This window comes from Brevundimonas nasdae (assembly GCF_016654005.1).
Taxonomy (GTDB): domain Bacteria; phylum Pseudomonadota; class Alphaproteobacteria; order Caulobacterales; family Caulobacteraceae; genus Brevundimonas; species Brevundimonas nasdae.
Genome location: NZ_JAEPWN010000004.1, coordinates 183,649 through 199,664, shown reverse-complemented (window position 1 = coordinate 199,664; position 16,016 = coordinate 183,649). Strand labels below are relative to the sequence as shown.

The 16,016-nt window shown below is 66.2% G+C and carries 14 protein-coding genes; 9 read left to right on the top strand and 5 right to left on the bottom strand.

Going from position 1 to position 16,016, the window contains the following annotated elements; all coding sequences use genetic code 11:
- Positions 1 to 44 precede the first annotated feature (44 nt).
- The 6 genes from JKF87_RS08240 (at position 45) to JKF87_RS08215 (ending at position 6,397) form a co-directional block, all read left to right on the top strand.
- Entirely contained in the window at positions 45 to 950 is a 906-nt protein-coding gene (locus tag JKF87_RS08240) for a cobalamin biosynthesis protein CbiG (protein ID WP_201099310.1), read from the top strand.
- A 45-nt stretch (positions 951 to 995) separates the two neighbouring features.
- Positions 996 to 1,967, top strand: a complete 972-nt coding sequence (gene trhO / locus JKF87_RS08235) for an oxygen-dependent tRNA uridine(34) hydroxylase TrhO (protein ID WP_236261210.1) — start codon at positions 996 to 998, stop codon at positions 1,965 to 1,967.
- A gap of 41 nt (positions 1,968 to 2,008) precedes the next feature.
- Positions 2,009 to 2,785: a helix-turn-helix transcriptional regulator gene (locus JKF87_RS08230; protein WP_201099309.1), complete on the top strand. Its 777-nt coding sequence runs from the start codon at positions 2,009 to 2,011 to the stop codon at positions 2,783 to 2,785.
- Positions 2,786 to 2,879: 94 nt separating this feature from the next.
- Positions 2,880 to 3,836 (top strand): DMT family transporter, encoded by a 957-nt coding sequence (locus JKF87_RS08225; RefSeq protein WP_201099307.1) that lies wholly within the window; start codon positions 2,880 to 2,882, stop codon positions 3,834 to 3,836.
- Between the two features lie 169 nt (positions 3,837 to 4,005).
- On the top strand, positions 4,006 to 5,211 hold the full coding sequence (locus JKF87_RS08220; RefSeq protein ID WP_201099305.1) for a saccharopine dehydrogenase family protein: 1,206 nt from the start codon (positions 4,006 to 4,008) through the stop codon (positions 5,209 to 5,211).
- Between the two features lie 13 nt (positions 5,212 to 5,224).
- A complete protein-coding gene (locus JKF87_RS08215; RefSeq protein ID WP_201099303.1) occupies positions 5,225 to 6,397 on the top strand; it encodes a carboxynorspermidine decarboxylase in 1,173 nt (390 codons plus the stop codon).
- A 6-nt stretch (positions 6,398 to 6,403) separates the two neighbouring features.
- On the opposite strand, the gene recN is transcribed toward JKF87_RS08215, so the two are convergent.
- Complete coding sequence (recN, locus tag JKF87_RS08210) at positions 6,404 to 8,101, bottom strand: DNA repair protein RecN (RefSeq protein ID WP_201099301.1); 1,698 nt, start codon at positions 8,099 to 8,101, stop codon at positions 6,404 to 6,406.
- A gap of 106 nt (positions 8,102 to 8,207) precedes the next feature.
- On the bottom strand, positions 8,208 to 9,062 hold the full coding sequence (locus JKF87_RS08205; RefSeq protein WP_201099502.1) for an outer membrane protein assembly factor BamD: 855 nt from the start codon (positions 9,060 to 9,062) through the stop codon (positions 8,208 to 8,210).
- Positions 9,063 to 9,252: 190 nt separating this feature from the next.
- On the opposite strand from JKF87_RS08205, the gene JKF87_RS08200 reads away from it, so the two are divergent.
- Together JKF87_RS08200 and JKF87_RS08195 are read left to right on the top strand one after the other, a co-directional pair.
- The gene (locus JKF87_RS08200) at positions 9,253 to 10,185 is read left to right on the top strand and encodes a ribose-phosphate pyrophosphokinase (RefSeq protein WP_201099299.1); all 933 of its coding nucleotides are present in this window, start codon (positions 9,253 to 9,255) and stop codon (positions 10,183 to 10,185) included.
- 86 nt (positions 10,186 to 10,271) lie between these two features.
- Positions 10,272 to 11,297, top strand: coding sequence for a hypothetical protein (locus JKF87_RS08195; protein ID WP_201099297.1), 1,026 nt, complete (start codon positions 10,272 to 10,274; stop codon positions 11,295 to 11,297).
- A 151-nt stretch (positions 11,298 to 11,448) separates the two neighbouring features.
- Here the strand turns inward: JKF87_RS08195 and JKF87_RS08190 are convergent, their stop codons facing one another.
- Together JKF87_RS08190 and aceA are read right to left on the bottom strand one after the other, a co-directional pair.
- Positions 11,449 to 11,658 (bottom strand): hypothetical protein, encoded by a 210-nt coding sequence (locus JKF87_RS08190; protein ID WP_201099295.1) that lies wholly within the window; start codon positions 11,656 to 11,658, stop codon positions 11,449 to 11,451.
- Positions 11,659 to 11,675: 17 nt separating this feature from the next.
- On the bottom strand, positions 11,676 to 12,956 hold the full coding sequence (aceA, locus tag JKF87_RS08185; RefSeq protein ID WP_201099293.1) for an isocitrate lyase: 1,281 nt from the start codon (positions 12,954 to 12,956) through the stop codon (positions 11,676 to 11,678).
- Between the two features lie 157 nt (positions 12,957 to 13,113).
- On the opposite strand from aceA, the gene JKF87_RS08180 reads away from it, so the two are divergent.
- Positions 13,114 to 14,544, top strand: a complete 1,431-nt coding sequence (locus tag JKF87_RS08180; RefSeq protein ID WP_201099291.1) for a helix-turn-helix domain-containing protein — start codon at positions 13,114 to 13,116, stop codon at positions 14,542 to 14,544.
- A gap of 4 nt (positions 14,545 to 14,548) precedes the next feature.
- Here the strand turns inward: JKF87_RS08180 and JKF87_RS08175 are convergent, their stop codons facing one another.
- A complete protein-coding gene (locus JKF87_RS08175; protein ID WP_201099289.1) occupies positions 14,549 to 16,000 on the bottom strand; it encodes a gluzincin family metallopeptidase in 1,452 nt (483 codons plus the stop codon).
- Between the last annotated feature and the right edge of the window lie 16 nt (positions 16,001 to 16,016).

Below are 16,016 nucleotides of genomic sequence, written 5' to 3'. Positions count from 1 at the left end.
CGCCAGTTCATTGTACTATACGCCTTTTTATTTGGGAGGCCGCCTTGGCCCGCCTTTTCGACGCCTATGTCGTCGCCGACTGGACCGCTGCTGAAAACAAGAAGCTGGGCGATACGTCCCTGTGGATCGGCGTGGCCAAACGCGATGTGCGTTTCCGTCTCTACACCGAGACGCACAACGTCGCGACGCGCGCGGAAGGCGAGGCCCTGCTGGCCAGCATTCTGGCCGAACATCGCAAGCGCGGCGACCGGGTTCTAGTCGGGCTGGACTTCAACTTCGGATACCCCAAAGGCACGGCCCAGCGGCTGAAGCTGGAGGGCGCGCCGTGGCAGGCGATGTGGAAATTCATCGCGTCCAACATCGTGGACAAGGCCGACAACACCAACAACCGCTATCAGGTCGCGGCCAAGATGAACCGTCTGATGACGGACGAGGCCTGGCCCCTGTGGGGGGCGCCTGCCAAACAGGCCCAGCGTTGGCTGACCACGACCAAGCCCCCGGCGGGCGCGGGCGCAGACATCCCAGAGTTCCGCGCCACCGAGGACGCCGCCCGCAAGGGACGGCTCCAGCCCAAGAGCGTCTGGCAGATGCACGGCGCGGGCGCTGTGGGCGGACAGACCCTGGTCGGCATTCCGGCTGTGCGCCGCCTGTTGGAAAGCCTCGGCCCGTCCGGCGCCGTCTGGCCGTTCGGCACCGGCTGGCGCGCCCTGACCCCGGATGACGTCGAGCCGCTGTCGGCCCTGGTGGTCGAGGTCTGGCCCTCGATGTTCAACGCCAAGCCGAATGACGGCGAATACAAGGATCAGGCCCAGGTCCGCACGACCGCCGAGGCCCTCGCCCTGCTGGACGAAGCGGGCGATCTGGCGGGCAAGTTCGCGCCGCCCGCATCGGCGACGCCGGAACTGATCGAACAGGTCGAGCAGGAAGAAGGCTGGATTCTGGGCGTCTGACGCCGGGTTTGTCCAAACCCGGCGGTCGGAGTATCTGCTCGCGCCATGTCCTCCCTTCCCGACCACCAGACCATGCCGACGACGCAGGGCGACATCCGCGTCGCCGCCCTTTATCGGTTCAGCCCCATCACCGACCGCGAGGCAGTGCGCGACGCCCTGTTCGCCGCCTGCGAGGCGGGCGGGGTGCGCGGCACGCTGCTGGTCGCGCATGAGGGTCTGAACGGCACCATCGCGGGGCCGCAAGCGGGCATCGAGGCCGTTCTGGCTGCCATTCGCGCCCTGCCCGGTTTCGCCGATCTGGATGTCAAATACGCCTGGACCGGCGACATGCCCTTCCTGCGGCTGAAGGTCCGCGTGAAGGCCGAGATCGTCACCATGGGCCAGCCCGATCTGGACCCGGCGCGTCAGGCGGGGGTCTATGTCTCGCCGACCGACTGGAACGCCCTGATCGCCGATCCGGACACCCTGATCATCGACACCCGCAATGATTACGAAGGCGAGATCGGCGCCTTCGAGGGCGCGGTTCAGCCCAATACGAAAAGCTTCCGCGACTTCCCCGACTGGTTCCGCACCGAGGGCCGCGCCCTGATGGAGCAGACCCAGCCCAAGCGGGTCGCCATGTACTGCACCGGCGGCATCCGCTGTGAGAAGTCCACCGCCTTCCTGAAGGCCGAGGGGGTCGAGAACGTCCATCATCTGGAGGGCGGCATCCTGCGCTATCTGGAAGAGGTTGATCAGGCCGACAGCCTGTGGCGCGGCGATTGTTTCGTCTTCGACGAGCGGGTGTCCGTGGGACACGGTCTGGTTCAGGGTCCGCACAGCCTATGCCGCGCCTGCCGCCTGCCGGTCGATGAGGCGGGCCGCGCCTCTCCCCACTTCATCGAGGGCGTCTGCTGCGAACGCTGCCGTGACACGCGCGATGACGAACAGCGGCTGCGCTATGCCGAACGCCAGCGCCAGATCGAGATCGCCCGTACGCGCGGCGTCGACCATCTGGGCGCCGCCAAGGGAACATAGGGGCGGCTGCGCGCCCTGGCCGCCTGTGATAGATTGCCGCCATGTCGATCCTGACCGGCGCATCTGATCAAAAGCCGATGGCGCTGGGGCTCAGCGTCCGGTCCTACGGCGCCGATCACGGCGAGCACCGGCACGATTTCGGCCAACTGGTCCTGCCGCTGTCGGGGTTTCTGGAGATCGACGTGAACGGACGCCAGGCCCCCTTGATGCCGGGACGCGCCGCCTTTGTCGGCGTGGGCGAGCGCCATTCCCAGGAAGGCCGCCAGCCCAATATGTCTCTGATCCTGGATCTGGACCTGTCGTCGGCGTCGCCCCAGGCCAGCGACGCTCTCGCGGCGGGGGCTTTCCTGACCCTGAACCCGCTGGCGGGCAAACTGGTCGACTATATGGGCCTGATGACCGCGTCCGGCGCGGCGCCGTCAGCCCAGGCATTGAGCCACTGGACGCCCCTGCTGCTGGACGCCCTGACCACGGGCTCGCCCTCGGCCACCTCGCGGCTGGACGGCCTGCTGGCGCGGATGGAGGCCGAGCCGGGCGCTGACTGGACGGTCGAGCGCATGGCTGAACGCGTCGGGGTCAGCGCCAGCCGCCTGCACGCTCTGTTCCGTGAACGACTTCGGACCACGCCCGCTGCGGCCCTGGCCGACATCCGCCTGAAACAGGCCGCGCGCTGGCTGGCGCAGACAGAACTGCCGATCTCCGAACTGGCCTATCGCGCGGGCTATTCGGATCAAAGCGCCCTGACCCGGGCCATGCGTAAAAGCATGGACGTCACCCCCGCCGCCTATCGCCGCCTGTCGCGCCTGACCACGGGCTGACCAGACAGGAGCCCCGGTCTAAAGATCAGCAGCCTGGATCAAGATCGCGGGCCAAGGAGCGGATATTGGGCGTCTCCGAAACGGAGCGTCATCAATGCCATCGACCAACAGGATCATTCTGGGCCTTCTCTGCGGCATGGCGGCGGGGGCCCTGTGGGGCGTGGTCTTTGTCGCCCCGGAACTGGCGCGGCCGTTCAACGGAATGCAGCTCGCGGCGGGCCGCTTCCTGGCCTATGGCGTCATCGCCGCCGCCCTGATCGCCCCGCAGTGGAAGCGGCTGTCGGCCCTGATCGGCGCGAAGGAATGGCGGGCGCTGATCGTGCTCAGCCTTTTGGGCAACATCATCTATTATATCTTCCTGGCCAGCGCGGTTCAGTTCGGCGGGGTGGCCATGACCTCGCTGGTGATCGGCTTCCTGCCGGTGGCGGTGACCATCATCGGCAGCCGCGACAAGGGCGCCGTCCCCTTCGCCAGACTGGCCCCATCGCTGTTGATGTCGGCGGCGGGCGTGGGTCTGGTCGGCTGGCAGTCGCTGGGCGGAACGGCGCCGGGCGAGATGAAGGGGCAGTTGATCGGTCTGGCCTGCGCCTTTGCGGCCCTCGGCTCATGGACCGCCTATGCCGTCAGCAACAGTCGCTGGCTGGCGCGCCTGCCCCATGTCACCGGCCAGGACTGGAGCCTGCTGACCGGCGTGGTCACCGGCGCGCTGGCCCTGGTGATCGCCATTCCGGCCTTCCTGATCCGCCCCGGCCATTTCGCGGCCGATGAATGGATGCGCTTCATCGCCGTCGTCAGCGGCATGGCCCTGCTGGCCTCCATCGTCGGCAACGCCCTGTGGAATAAGATGAGCCGCCTTCTGCCGCTGACGCTGGTGGGGCAGATGATCCTGTTCGAGACCCTGTTCGCCCTGCTCTACGGCTTCCTGTGGGAGCAGCGCCTGCCGACCGCGCTGGAATATGGCGCGATGGTTCTGGTCGTGGGCAGCGTCATCACCTGCATCTGGGCGCACCGTCCACCCACGGAACGCGTAATCGCCTCGAAAACGTCATGACCGGCGACATTCGATGCGGCAACCGGCTGCGGCGCGTCACCGCAGTGCGCCATTGAAACAAACCGGGCACGAGTTTGTTAGCGATCCTGTCATCACCGTGCTATGAGCCGCGCCCTTTATAGGCGGCGGCGATGTCGCCAGAGTTTTCACACTTCGGGAGAAGCCACACATGAGCAGGGTGCTGGTTATCGGCGCAGGCGGCGTCAGTTCGGTCGCCGTCCACAAGATGGCGATGAATACGGATGTGTTCTCGCACATCACCCTGGCGAGCCGCACCAAGTCCAAGTGCGACGCCATCGCCGAATCCGTGAAGACGCGCTTTGGCGTTTCCATCGACACTGCGGCCATCGATGCCGATGACGTGGCGGCGACCACGGCCCTGATCCAGTCGGTCAAGCCTGCGCTGGTCGTGAACCTGGCCCTGCCCTATCAGGACCTGTCGATCATGGACGCCTGCCTGGCCGCCGGCGTGAACTATCTCGACACCGCCAACTACGAGCCGCGCGACGAGGCCAAGTTCGAATACAAGTGGCAGTGGGCCTACCAGGACCGCTTCAAGGAAGCCGGTCTGATGGCGCTGCTGGGTTCGGGCTTCGACCCCGGCGTGACCTCGGTCTTCGCCACCTACACCAAGAAGCACCTGCTGGACCGGATCGACACCCTCGACATCCTGGACTGCAACGGCGGCGACACGGGCCTGCCCTTCGCCACCAACTTCAACCCGGAAATCAACCTGCGTGAAGTGACCGCCAACTCGCGTCACTGGGAAAACGGCCAGTGGGTCGAAGGCCCGGCCCTGAGCCATAAGCAGGAGTTCAACTTCGAAGGCGTCGGCCCCAAGAACATGTACCTCATGTACCATGAGGAACTGGAGTCGCTGGCCAAGTTCTACCCGGAAATCAAACGCATCCGCTTCTGGATGACCTTCGGCGACAGCTACCTCAAGCACCTGGAAGTGCTGGAGAACGTTGGCATGACCTCGATCGAGCCGATGCAGTTCCAGGGCCGCGAGATCATCCCGATCGAGTTCCTGAAGGCCCTGCTGCCGGAACCGGCTTCGTTGGGCCCGATCACCAAGGGCAAGACGAACATCGGCACCATCGCCACCGGCCAGAAGGACGGCGTTCAGAAGACCTTCTACGTCAAGAACATCTGCGACCACGAAGAAGCCTATGCCGAAACCGGCAACCAGGCCGTCAGCTACACCACGGGCGTCCCCGCCATGATCGGCGCGGCCCTGATGCTGACCGGCCAGTGGAAGGGCGAAGGCGTCTTCAACATCGAGCAGCTGAACCCCGATCCGTTCATGGACATGCTGAACAAGCACGGCCTGCCCTGGACGGTTGAGGAGCTGGACGCTCCGCTGGCCTTCTGATCGGAAGAACGGAATGCAAACCCAGGCCGGAGATCCGGGCGCGTTCGCGCATTTTGACCTGAACCGTGTCGCCTCGCCCGCCTTCGTGGTGGATGAGGCGGCCGTCAGGCGTAATCTGTCCGTGCTCAAGGATGTGCGCGACCAGTCGGGCGCCCGCGTCCTGCTGGCGCTCAAGGCGTTTTCGATGTGGTCGCTGGCCGATGTGGTCGGCGAATACCTCGACGGCGTCTGCGCCTCCGGCCTGTGGGAGGCCCGTCTGGCCCGCCAGTTCTACAAGGGCGAACTGACCACCTATTCCCCCGCCTACCGCGCCGAGGATCTGCCCGAGATCCTGCGCCTGTCGGACCATGTCATCTTCAACAACCCCGCCCAGGTCGCCCGTTTCGCCGACCTGATCGCCCAGGCCCGCGCCGAGGGTCAGGTGTTCGAGATCGGCCTGCGTCTGAACCCGGAACATTCCGAGGGCGAGGTCGCCAAATACGACCCGGCGCAGCCCTGCTCCCGCCTTGGCTTCCCCGTTTCGCAGCTGAAGCCCGAACATCTGATTGGCGTGGACGGCCTGCATATCCATGCCCTGTGCGAACAGGACTTCAACCCTCTGGCCCGCATCTGGGCGGCGGTGGAGCCGAAGCTGGCGCCCCTGCTGGGCGGGATCAAATGGGTCAATTTGGGGGGCGGCCACCACGTGACCCGCGCCGACTATCAGACCGACGATCTGGTCGCCTTCGTGCGCCGCCTGTCGCAGACGCACGGCGTCCAGGTCTATCTGGAGCCGGGCGAGGCCGTGGCGCTGGACGCCGGCATCCTGATCGGCGAGGTTCTGGACGTCTTCGACAACGGCATGCCCGTCGGCATCACCGACATCTCGGCGACCTGCCACATGCCCGACGTGATCGAGGCGCCCTACCGCCCCGCCATGCTGGGCGAGCTTGAGGACGGCGTCGCCGTCCGCCTGGGCGGCCCGTCCTGCCTGGCGGGCGACATCATCGGCGACTACGTCTTTGCCGAACGCCCGGTCGTCGGCACGCGCATCGCCTTCCTGGATCAGGCCCATTATTCGATGGTGAAGACCAACACCTTCAACGGCGTGCCCCTGCCCTCCATCCATCTGTGGAACAGCGCCACGGATGAACTGAAGCCGATCAAGGCCTTCGACTGGACCGAGTTCCGCGACCGCCTGTCCTGAGACAGATCAGCCGATCAGGGCGCGGGCTGCGGCGCGGGCCTCGTCGGTGATTTCCGCCCCCGACAGCATCCGCGCGATCTCTTCCTGGCGGCGGGCGTCGTCCAGAGCCACGACCGTGGTGGTGGTCATGCCGTCACGATCGGCCTTCATCACCTTCCAATGGGCGTGACCGCGCGAGGCGACCTGCGGGCTGTGAGTCACGACCAGAACCTGGGCGCCGTTCGACAGGCGTTTCAGGCGCGACCCCACCGCCTCGGCCACGGCGCCGCCGACGCCCTGATCCACCTCGTCAAAGATCATGACGGGCTGGTGCATGTCCTCGCGGCTGGCCAGCGCCGCCTTCATGGCGAGGGCGAAACGCGCCAGTTCGCCGCCAGAGGCAATAGCGTCTAGCGGGCCGAAATCGGTCCCGGCGTTGGTGGCGATCTGGAAGCGGATGGTCTCGACGCCGTCCGGCCCGCGACGCCCCTCAATCGGCTCCAGCGCCACGCGGAAACGCGCCCGCTCCAGCTTCAACGGCCCCAGTTCGCCCATCACGGCGGCGGTCAGGCGATCAGCCGCCGCCTCGCGCGCCGAGGTCAGGAAGGTGGCGGCCAGATCGTAGGATTCTGCAGCCTCGGCCGCTTCGCGCCCGGCGTTGGTCAGAGCCTCCTCGCCGTCCTCGATCAGCCGCAGTTGCTCGCGCAGGCGGATGCGAAGGCTGGGCAGGGAGTCGACCGTGGTGTTCAGCTTGCGGGCGGCGGCGCGCAGGGCGAACAGGCGCTCCTCCGCCTTGTCCAGACGGCCCGGCTCATAGTCGAAGGCGTCGGCGGCGGCGTCCACGGCGGCGACGGCCTCTGCGGCCTCGACCATGGTGCGGTCGATGGCCTCGACGGCGGCGGACAGTTTAAGGATGACGGGGTGATCGCCCTCGGCGCCCGCCTGCCCCGCCCTCTGGCGGGCGTGTTCGACGGCGCGCAGAGCGGCGCCCAGCTTCTGGCTCAGCTTGTCGCCGCCCAGTTGGGTGCGGGCGTCCGCCAGATCGGCGATGGCCTTTTCCGCCGCGCCCAGCAGGGCGCGTTCGCCCGCCAGTTCGGTTTCCTCGTCCGCGCGCGGGTCCAGCGCATCCAGTTCGGACAGGTTCAGGCTGATTTCTTCAAGACGCGCGGCGGCGTCTGCGGCCTGGGCCTTCAGTTCGGCCAGTCGCGCCTCAGCCGCCTTCAGCTTGGTCGAGGCGGCGGCGACGGCGGAAAGCTGCGGCTGCAGACCGCCATAGGCGTCCAGCAGGCCCCGATGATTGCGCCAATCCAGCAGGCCCACCGTCTCATGCTGGCCATGCACCTCGACCAGTGCCGCGCCGATCTCGCGCAGGGCGGTGACGCCTGCGGGCTGGTCATTCACATAGGCGCGGCTGCGGCCGTCGGCGGACAGGACGCGGCGCAGGATCAGCTCTTCGCCCGGCTGGACCTCGAATCCCTTGTCCGCGATCAGGGCCAGAAGATCGGGATCATCGGGGGCGCTGAAGACGGCGGTGGCGACGGCCTGTTTGGCGCCGGACCGCACCAGGCCCGCATCCCCGCGCCCGCCCAGCGCCAGACCCAGGGCGTCGAGAATGATCGACTTGCCCGCCCCCGTCTCGCCGGTCAGCACGGTCAGGCCGCTGTCGACGTCGAGGTCGAGCACGTCAACCAGAACGACATCGCGGATGGAAAGGGCGGTCAGCATGAGGTCAGCAGCCGGCGGAACGAATCAGGATCACGACCGGCAGAATCGAGAGATGCGCGGGGATGCACAAGGGTGTTCCCCGCAACACGCTCGACCAAATTCAAACTCAGCCCGGAATGAGACGGCGCAGCCAGCTCTCGCGCTTGCCTTCCGGCGCCTTGTCCGGCGACTGGCCGTTTTCGGTCAGCAGGGCGTAGGCCTCAGCGTACCAGGGACTCCCCGGATAGTTGTAGCCCAGGACGGCGCCATTACGGGTCGCCTCTTCCTTCAGACCCAGCATCAGATTGACCTCGACCAGGCGGTAGAGGGCTTCCGGGGTGTGCGAGGTGCGCTGGAAATCAGGGTTGGCGATGACGGCCTTGTAGCGGTTCAGCGCCGCCAACGGCTGATTGTTGCGCTGGTAATAGCGGCCGATGTTCATTTCCTTGCCGGCCAGCTGATCGTTGACCATGTCGATCTTGATCGCAGCGTCGCTGGCGAAAGGCGTGCCGGGATAGCGGCGGGCCACATCACGCAGACCGGCCAGAGCTGCGTTGGCGTAGCCCTGGTCCCGGCCCACGTCCGTGATCTGCTCGAAGTTGCAGACGGCCTTCATGTAGAAGGCGTAGGCGGCCGACGGGTTGCCGGGGAACAGGGCGATGAAACGGTCAGCCGCGGCAATGGCGTCGGCGTAGTTGTTGTTCTGATAATAGGCGTACACCTGCATCAGGATCGAACGGCGCGCCCAGTCCGAATAGGGGTGCTGACGCTCCACTTCCTGGAAGTAGTCGACGGCGTCGGACCAGCGGTGCTGCTGCAGGCGTTGATAGCCGGTGTTGTACAGCGCCTCGACCGGGCGCTCTTCATAGGCCAGACGCGGCTTGGCCTTGCCTGCGCAACCGGAAATCGTCATCGCGGCGACGGCGACGGCCAGCAGGACCATGCCGGAACGGAACTTGGATGCGAACAAGGACGACCCCATAGACGTGCAGACAAGGTGCGGACGCACCTGTTGAAAGACTGATCCGGCGTTCTCTAGCATCCGCTTTCAGGCTGCGCCATGCCGAGGAAATGTCGTTCCGCAGCTTGCCCCGCCCGTAGTCGCTGCTAAAGAGCGCGCCAACCGACGTCCGTTCATGGGGGTCGGATGACGGCGAAAGGATGACCGGCCCATGAAGCTGCTCTCAGGCAACTCTAACCGCGCACTGTCCCAGGCCATCGCCGACCACCTGGATATGCCGCTGACCAAGGCCCAGGTGAAGCGGTTCGCCGACAACGAGGTCTTCACCGTCATCGAGGAGAACGTCCGCGGCGAGGACGTCTTCATCCTTCAGTCGACCAGCTATCCGGCCAACGACAATCTGATGGAGCTGCTGATCATCACCGACGCCCTGGTGCGCGCGTCGGCCAGGCGGATCACGGCTGTCGTCCCCTATTTCGGCTATGCCCGTCAGGACCGTAAAACCGGCGGCCGCACGCCCATCTCGGCCAAGCTGGTCGCCAACATGATCACCCGCGCCGGCGCCGACCGGGTCCTGACGATGGATCTGCACGCGGGCCAGATCCAGGGCTTCTTCGACATCCCGACCGACAATCTGGTGGCGACGCCGGTTCTGGCCCAAGACATCAAAGACAACTACCAGCGCGGCAATCTGATGATTGTCTCGCCCGATGTCGGCGGCGTGGTCCGCGCCCGCTCGCTGGCCAGCCGCCTGGACGTGGATCTGGCCATCGTCGACAAGCGTCGTCCCAAGGCGGGCGAGAGCGAGGTCATGAACATCATCGGTGACGTGGCTGGCCGTCACTGCATCCTGTTCGACGACATCGTCGATTCGGGCGGCACCCTGGTGAATGCGGCCAAGGCGCTGATCGAACAGGGTGCGACCGAGGTGTCGGCCTACATCAGCCACGGCGTCCTGTCGGGTCCGGCGGTGCAGCGCATCACCGATGGTCCGCTGAAAGAGTTGGTGATCACCGACTCCATCGAGCAACCCCACGAAGTTTTGAACTGCCCGAAAATCCGCACGGTTTCAGTGGCTCCGCTGATTGGCGAGGCTATCCGACGGATCGCGAACGAAGAATCCGTCTCCAAGCTGTTCGATTAACCTTCGGATAACCACTTTTCGTTCGTTATATGCGCCTTTCCGTATCGGCGCTGCCCCCGGCGCCTCGAGTTCTGGGACGCGCCTCCATGCCCAAGGCCTTCATGACCCGCGGCCTCACGGTCGCCGCTATCGCCGCCGCCGCCTTACTGGCCAGCTGCTCCACTGACAGCTCCAAGAACAAGGGCGTCGCCCCGCCGCCTCCGCCGCCGCCGCCGGTGACGCTGAACCAGAGTGTCGCGGACGCGGCCTCCATCTATGTCGCCTTCCTGCGTCAGGCCCAGACCATCCAGCCCGGCGGCTTCTCCAGCGCAGAATCCATCCAGGCCGAAATCCGCAAGGGCGCTTCGTATGAGCCGGAAGAACTGTCGCGCGGCCTGATCGCCTATGGCTCGATCATCGCCCTGCAGTCGCCCGAGTTCGTCGCAGGCGTGCGTCAGTTCGCCGTCGATCCTGTCCAGCGCCAGCAAGTGATCGCCCAGATCGTCGCCGACCCCGCCTATGCCGCCAGCCTGCCCGGCGCCGATGCCGCGGCCGGCCTGATCACTGCCGCAATCAACAATGACGCCGTGGCCATGCGCACAATCGCCGACGGCATCGAGCAGGACGCCTATACGATCCAGGAACGCCGCGACCCGCGCCGCCGCTGGGCCACCACGCCCATCGCCAACCGCGAAGTGCGTCTGGAAGGGGCCAAGACCCTGTCCGCAGTCGACATGCTGCCTTCCGCCAATGAAGCCGCCAGCCTGTTCACCGCCGCAAACACCGGAACGGGCCTGACGGTGGAGCCTTCGCGCAAGGCGCCGCCCTACACCCCTGCCCTGACCCGCTCGCTGGCCATCGCCGCCTTGGCCGCCCTGGGCGCTGCGGGCGACGAAGCCAAGGCCAACACCGACGCCCTGGTGATCGAGCCGAACAGCGAGTTCTGCCTGAACATGTCCAAGCTGATGCTGTTCCAGTGCCTGGCCGCCTCGCGCCCCAGCTATGAGGACATGTTCTGCCTGGGCCGCCACGTCGCCCGCGACCTGTCCAGTTGCGCCACCCAGGCCGTTTATGCACCGATCATCACCGTCGGTGATCCGACGGCGACCCGGACACCTGCGCCTAGCAACTAAGCCGCTAACCGAAGCGATCTACATTCACTTTTGGATCGTCATTCCGGGGCGTCCGAAGGACGAACCCGGAATGACGGCTCCGAGTTGAAATCAGACATGACAAGGCCCGCCCCGAGCGATCGGAGCGGGCCTTTTCTTTTCCGCAATCAGACTATTCGTAGCCGTGGGCGGCTTCGTTGATCACCTGCGACGGCATGGACGAGAAGTCCACGGCGACGGGCGTGGCGGTCTTGGCCTGATAGGTGCGAAGCACATGCGTCAGACGACGGCGCACTTCACGTTCCGCCTCAGAGCCGCCTTCCAGCACCAGGGGCGCCAGGCAGAAGTCGATGATCGATTCAGTACGGGTCAGCGGTTCCATTGCGGTTCCTTTCCTGATTAAGCCGCGGTGGTGAACTGGGCGGTCTCGGTCGAGTCCTTCAGCGCCGTCGTCGAGGACGTGCCGTTGGAGATGACCGTGGCGACCTGGTCGAAATAGCCGGTGCCGACTTCGCGCTGGTGACGCGTGGCGGTGTAGCCGCTGGATTCATTGGCGAACTCGCGCTGCTGCAGCTCGGAGTAGGCCGCCATGCCACGGTCGCGATAACCGTCGGCCAGCTCGAACATCGAGTTGTTCAGCGCGTGGAAGCCCGCCAGGGTCACGAACTGGAACTTGTAGCCCATGGCGCCCAGCTCACGCTGGAACTTGGCGATGGTGGCGTCGTCTAGCTTGGCCTTCCAGTTGAAGGACGGCGAGCAGTTGTAGGCCATCAGCTTGCCCGGATGCTTCTTCTGGATCGCCTCGGCGAACTTCTTGGCGTCGTCCAGATCGGGGTGAGACGTCTCCCACCACAGCAGGTCGGCGATGTTGGCGTAGGACAGGCCGCGCGCAATGCAATGGTCCAGGCCCGTGCCTTCCTTCAGGCGGAAGAAGCCCTCGGGCGTGCGGTTCTCGCGGTCGATGAATGGCTGGTCGCGCTCATCGATGTCCGAGGTGATCAGCTGTGCCGATTCGGCGTCCGTGCGGGCGACCGTGATGGTCGGCGTGCCCATGACGTCGGCGGCCAGACGCGCGGCGACCAGATTGCGCTCATGCGCCTGCGTCGGGATCAGGACCTTGCCGCCCAGGTGTCCGCACTTCTTCTCCGACGCCAGCTGGTCCTCGAAGTGAACGCCAGCCGCGCCCGCCTCGATGAAGGCCTTCATGATCTCAAAGCTGTTCAGCGGACCGCCGAAACCGGCTTCGGCGTCGGCGACGATGGGAGCGAACCAGTCGCGCTTGGCGCCGCCCTCGGCATGTTCGATCTGGTCGGCGCGCTGCAGGGTGCGGTTGATGCGGCGGCACAGTTCCGGCGCGGCGTTGGCCGGGTACAGCGACTGGTCCGGGTACATGGCGCTGGCCGTGTTGGCGTCAGCGGCGACCTGCCAGCCCGACAGATAGATGGCCTTCAGGCCCGCACGGACCATCTGCATCGCCTGATTGCCGGTGACGGCGCCCAGGGCGTTGATGAAGGGCTCGGTGTGCAGCAGCTCCCACAGGCGGTTCGCGCCGCGTTCCGCCAGTGTGTGGGTGATCGGCACCGATCCGCGCAGACGCAGGACATCTTCCGGCGTGTACGGGCGCTCGATGCCGTCGAAACGGCCAGCGGGCGAAGGAACCAGGTCGGCGAAGGTGGTCATGGTCGAACTCGTCTCTGCGAAGGGCGCGGCCTAGGCCGCCGTCTCGGAGACAAGAACACGCCGAAGTCACGAATGACACAGCGAGGACGCTCAGATAGAAGTCACTTTGTCATATCGTGACTTTGCTTTTCGAGTCACATTATGACATCCTGCCGTTATGGAGACAGCCGCCGACCGCAAACTCTTCCTCGGCGCCCGGTTGAAGCGGCTGCGGCGCGATCTGTCGCTGACCCAGACGGCGATGGCGGCGGACCTCGGCGTTTCACCCAGCTATCTCAACCACATAGAACGCAACCAGCGTCCGGTTTCAGCCCAGCTTCTGCTGCGTCTGGCAGACACCTACGACGTCGATCTGCGCACCCTCAACCAGGGCAGCGCGGCGGATGAGGCCCGCCTGACCGAAATCCTGGCCGACCCGCTATTCAAGGGGTTGTCCGCCCCGCGTCACGAACTGGTGCAGTTGCTGGAAGAGGCGCCCGGCGTCGCCGACGCCATGTTGCGCCTGTATCAGGCCTTTGACGACGGACGGGCCAAGGCGCGCGCGGCTGCAGAGAACGGCGAAGGCCTGATCGAAACCAGTCCCGCCGAATGGGTGCGCGAATATATCCAGTCGCGCGGCAATCATTTCGCCGAACTGGATCAGATGGGCGAGGCGCTGGCGGACGCTCTGGCGGCGGACGCGCCTGCGCACGGCGACGGGTTCGAGCCCGCCGCCCGGCAACGACTGGCGGCGAAACACGCTCTGGGCGTCCGCACCCTGCCCGCCGATGTCATGGTGGAATGGACGCGTCGCTATGACCTGCATCGCCGTCGGCTGCTGCTGTCAGAGACGCTGGGGCCGTCGTCGCGCGCCTTCGCCATCGCCTATCAGCTAGCCCTGGTCGAGCATGGCCCGGCCCTGCACGCGATGGTCGAGGCGTCGGGCGCGCCTGATGCGGCGACGCGATCTCTGTTGAAGGTGGCCCTGACCAACACCCTGGCCGCAGCCATACTGATGCCCTACGCCGCCTTTCAGCGCACGGCGGAGGACACCGGCTATGATCTGGCCCGCCTGCAGGCGCGCTTCGGCGTCAGCTATGAACAGGCCGCGCACCGCCTGACCACCCTGTCGCGCCCCACCGCGCGGGGCGTGCCGTTCTTCTTGATGCGGGTCGATCAGGCGGGCAATATCTCCAAGCGGTATGCGGCAGGGGCGTTTCCCTTCTCCCGTTTCGGCGGCGCCTGCCCGCGCTGGCGGCTGCACTCGGCCTTCCGCACCCCAGGACGGATCATCACCCAGATCATCGAGACGCCAGATGGAGGGCGCTGGTTCACCTTCGCCCGCACGGTCGAGCGGCAGGGACAGGACGGGTTCGGCGAAAGCCATGACCTGGCCGTCGGCCTGGGCTGTGAACTGCGCCACGCACACCGATTGGTCTATGCCCACGGCCTTGATCTGGACCGGCCGGAGGTGACCCCCATCGGCCCCTCTTGTCGGCTGTGCCACCGCCACCCCTGCGCCGAACGCGCCGCCGCCCCCATCGACCGCCCTCTGGCTGTCGATGACTGGTCCAAGTCCGTCAGCCCTTACCCATTCGGCGCCGCCTGACGCCTCACGTCAGAACCACCTGCCCGTCGACCATGCGGAAGGCCACGCCGGTGCGCTCGAACAGGCGGGCGATGACGGCGGACGGGTTGGCCGCCCCCTGATCCAGCAGCCGTTCGATGTCCAGACGCAAGGTCGGGTCCCCCGACACCCGCGTCAGCGCAGACAGCCATTCCTCGCGCGTCAGCACCCCGTCGGCCCGATTGGCGTCGATAAGGCCGCGCAGGAAGTCGAACCAGTCGCCGCCCGTCCGCTTCTTCTGCGCGCCCTCAGCCGCCATCGCGAAGATGGCGCCACAGGCGTAATAGGCACGGTGCTCCCCGCGCTGAGAGGCATCGGCAGCCCCTCTATTCACGGTCAGGGCGGCGCAGTCCTTGACCTCATTCTGCAGTTCGGCCCGGACATCGAAACCGAGATCGAACTGCTGCAACGCCCGCACCGCCATCAGGTCGGCGCCGCCCTCGGTGATCCACATATCCCGCGCCGTTTCATAGCGCACGGCCTGCCCCAGCCAGAAATGCGCGCTCTCATGGCCGATGAACCAGCGCGACCGCTCCTGCACCTGTTTGCTGGGCTGGACCACGCCAACACCCTCAAACCGCATGACGATCAGGGACGAAAGGGCGCTGCCGGCCATGCTGGTCATGCGTTCGGTCGGGCCGTTCCAACCGACCATGACAACCGGGATTTCGTCCCCATCGCCTGACGGGCCGAGGCGGCGCTTGTAATAGTCGCCGACACGCGGGGCGAAGCTGCGGATCTCCTCGCCGATCCAGGACGGCAGGCTTGGGTCCATGACGGTGGTCAGCCCATCTCCGCGCGTCACTGTCGCCTGCCCCATCAGCACATAGCTCTGATCGGTCGTCGTGGTCAGGTTCGCGCGGCGTTCGCCCTTATAAAGAACCGGGCCGGAGGCATCGCGCCAGGTGACGGGTGAAGGACCGCCGTCCACATCCACACCGTTCAGATCATCGGGCGTCGCCGCCGCCTCCGCCACGGAACGCACAGCGAAGACATCGAATTGGCGCGTCGGCAGGGCCACCGCCCCATCCGAGAAGGTTATGGTGCGATAGGCCGCCTCCAGATCGACGGACCTGGGCCGGATGATGAAGCGGACATGGCGCGGCACGGGCCCGCCGTCTAGGCTTCGGATGGTGTCATAGGCGCCGTGCCGCTCCATGACGACGCCGGGCGTTTCGACCGTCCACTGCGTCGGCCGCCACGGTTGGCGCGAGCCGGTCATCAGGGCCGATTCCGTAAAGGCCCAGACCGGCGCATCGCGGGTGAAGACATAGTCCGCCGTCAGGATGTCGCCGTTGCGCGTCACCGTCACGGACGGGGCTGACCGCGCCTGCACCTGCGGGACCGCCATGCTCGAAACGGATGAAGTCGCCGCACAGGCCGCCAGCAGAGCGGTGGATGAGCAAAGAGTGACGGCGGCGATCAACGTCAGGCGCAAAGGGTCGTCTCCGAAT

Excerpts from the sequence above, each read along its gene's own strand:
- trhO (WP_236261210.1), top strand. The coding sequence starts at position 996 with ATGTCCTCCCTTCCCGACCACCAGACCATGCCGACGACGCAGGGCGAC.
- JKF87_RS08230 (WP_201099309.1), top strand. The coding sequence starts at position 2,009 with ATGTCGATCCTGACCGGCGCATCTGATCAAAAGCCGATGGCGCTGGGG.
- JKF87_RS08225 (WP_201099307.1), top strand. The coding sequence starts at position 2,880 with ATGCCATCGACCAACAGGATCATTCTGGGCCTTCTCTGCGGCATGGCG.
- JKF87_RS08220 (WP_201099305.1), top strand. The coding sequence starts at position 4,006 with ATGAGCAGGGTGCTGGTTATCGGCGCAGGCGGCGTCAGTTCGGTCGCC.
- JKF87_RS08215 (WP_201099303.1), top strand. The coding sequence starts at position 5,225 with ATGCAAACCCAGGCCGGAGATCCGGGCGCGTTCGCGCATTTTGACCTG.
- recN (WP_201099301.1), bottom strand. The coding sequence starts at position 8,101 with ATGCTGACCGCCCTTTCCATCCGCGATGTCGTTCTGGTTGACGTGCTC.
- JKF87_RS08205 (WP_201099502.1), bottom strand. The coding sequence starts at position 9,062 with ATGGGGTCGTCCTTGTTCGCATCCAAGTTCCGTTCCGGCATGGTCCTG.
- JKF87_RS08200 (WP_201099299.1), top strand. The coding sequence starts at position 9,253 with ATGAAGCTGCTCTCAGGCAACTCTAACCGCGCACTGTCCCAGGCCATC.
- JKF87_RS08195 (WP_201099297.1), top strand. The coding sequence starts at position 10,272 with ATGCCCAAGGCCTTCATGACCCGCGGCCTCACGGTCGCCGCTATCGCC.
- JKF87_RS08190 (WP_201099295.1), bottom strand. The coding sequence starts at position 11,658 with ATGGAACCGCTGACCCGTACTGAATCGATCATCGACTTCTGCCTGGCG.
- aceA (WP_201099293.1), bottom strand. The coding sequence starts at position 12,956 with ATGACCACCTTCGCCGACCTGGTTCCTTCGCCCGCTGGCCGTTTCGAC.
- JKF87_RS08180 (WP_201099291.1), top strand. The coding sequence starts at position 13,114 with ATGGAGACAGCCGCCGACCGCAAACTCTTCCTCGGCGCCCGGTTGAAG.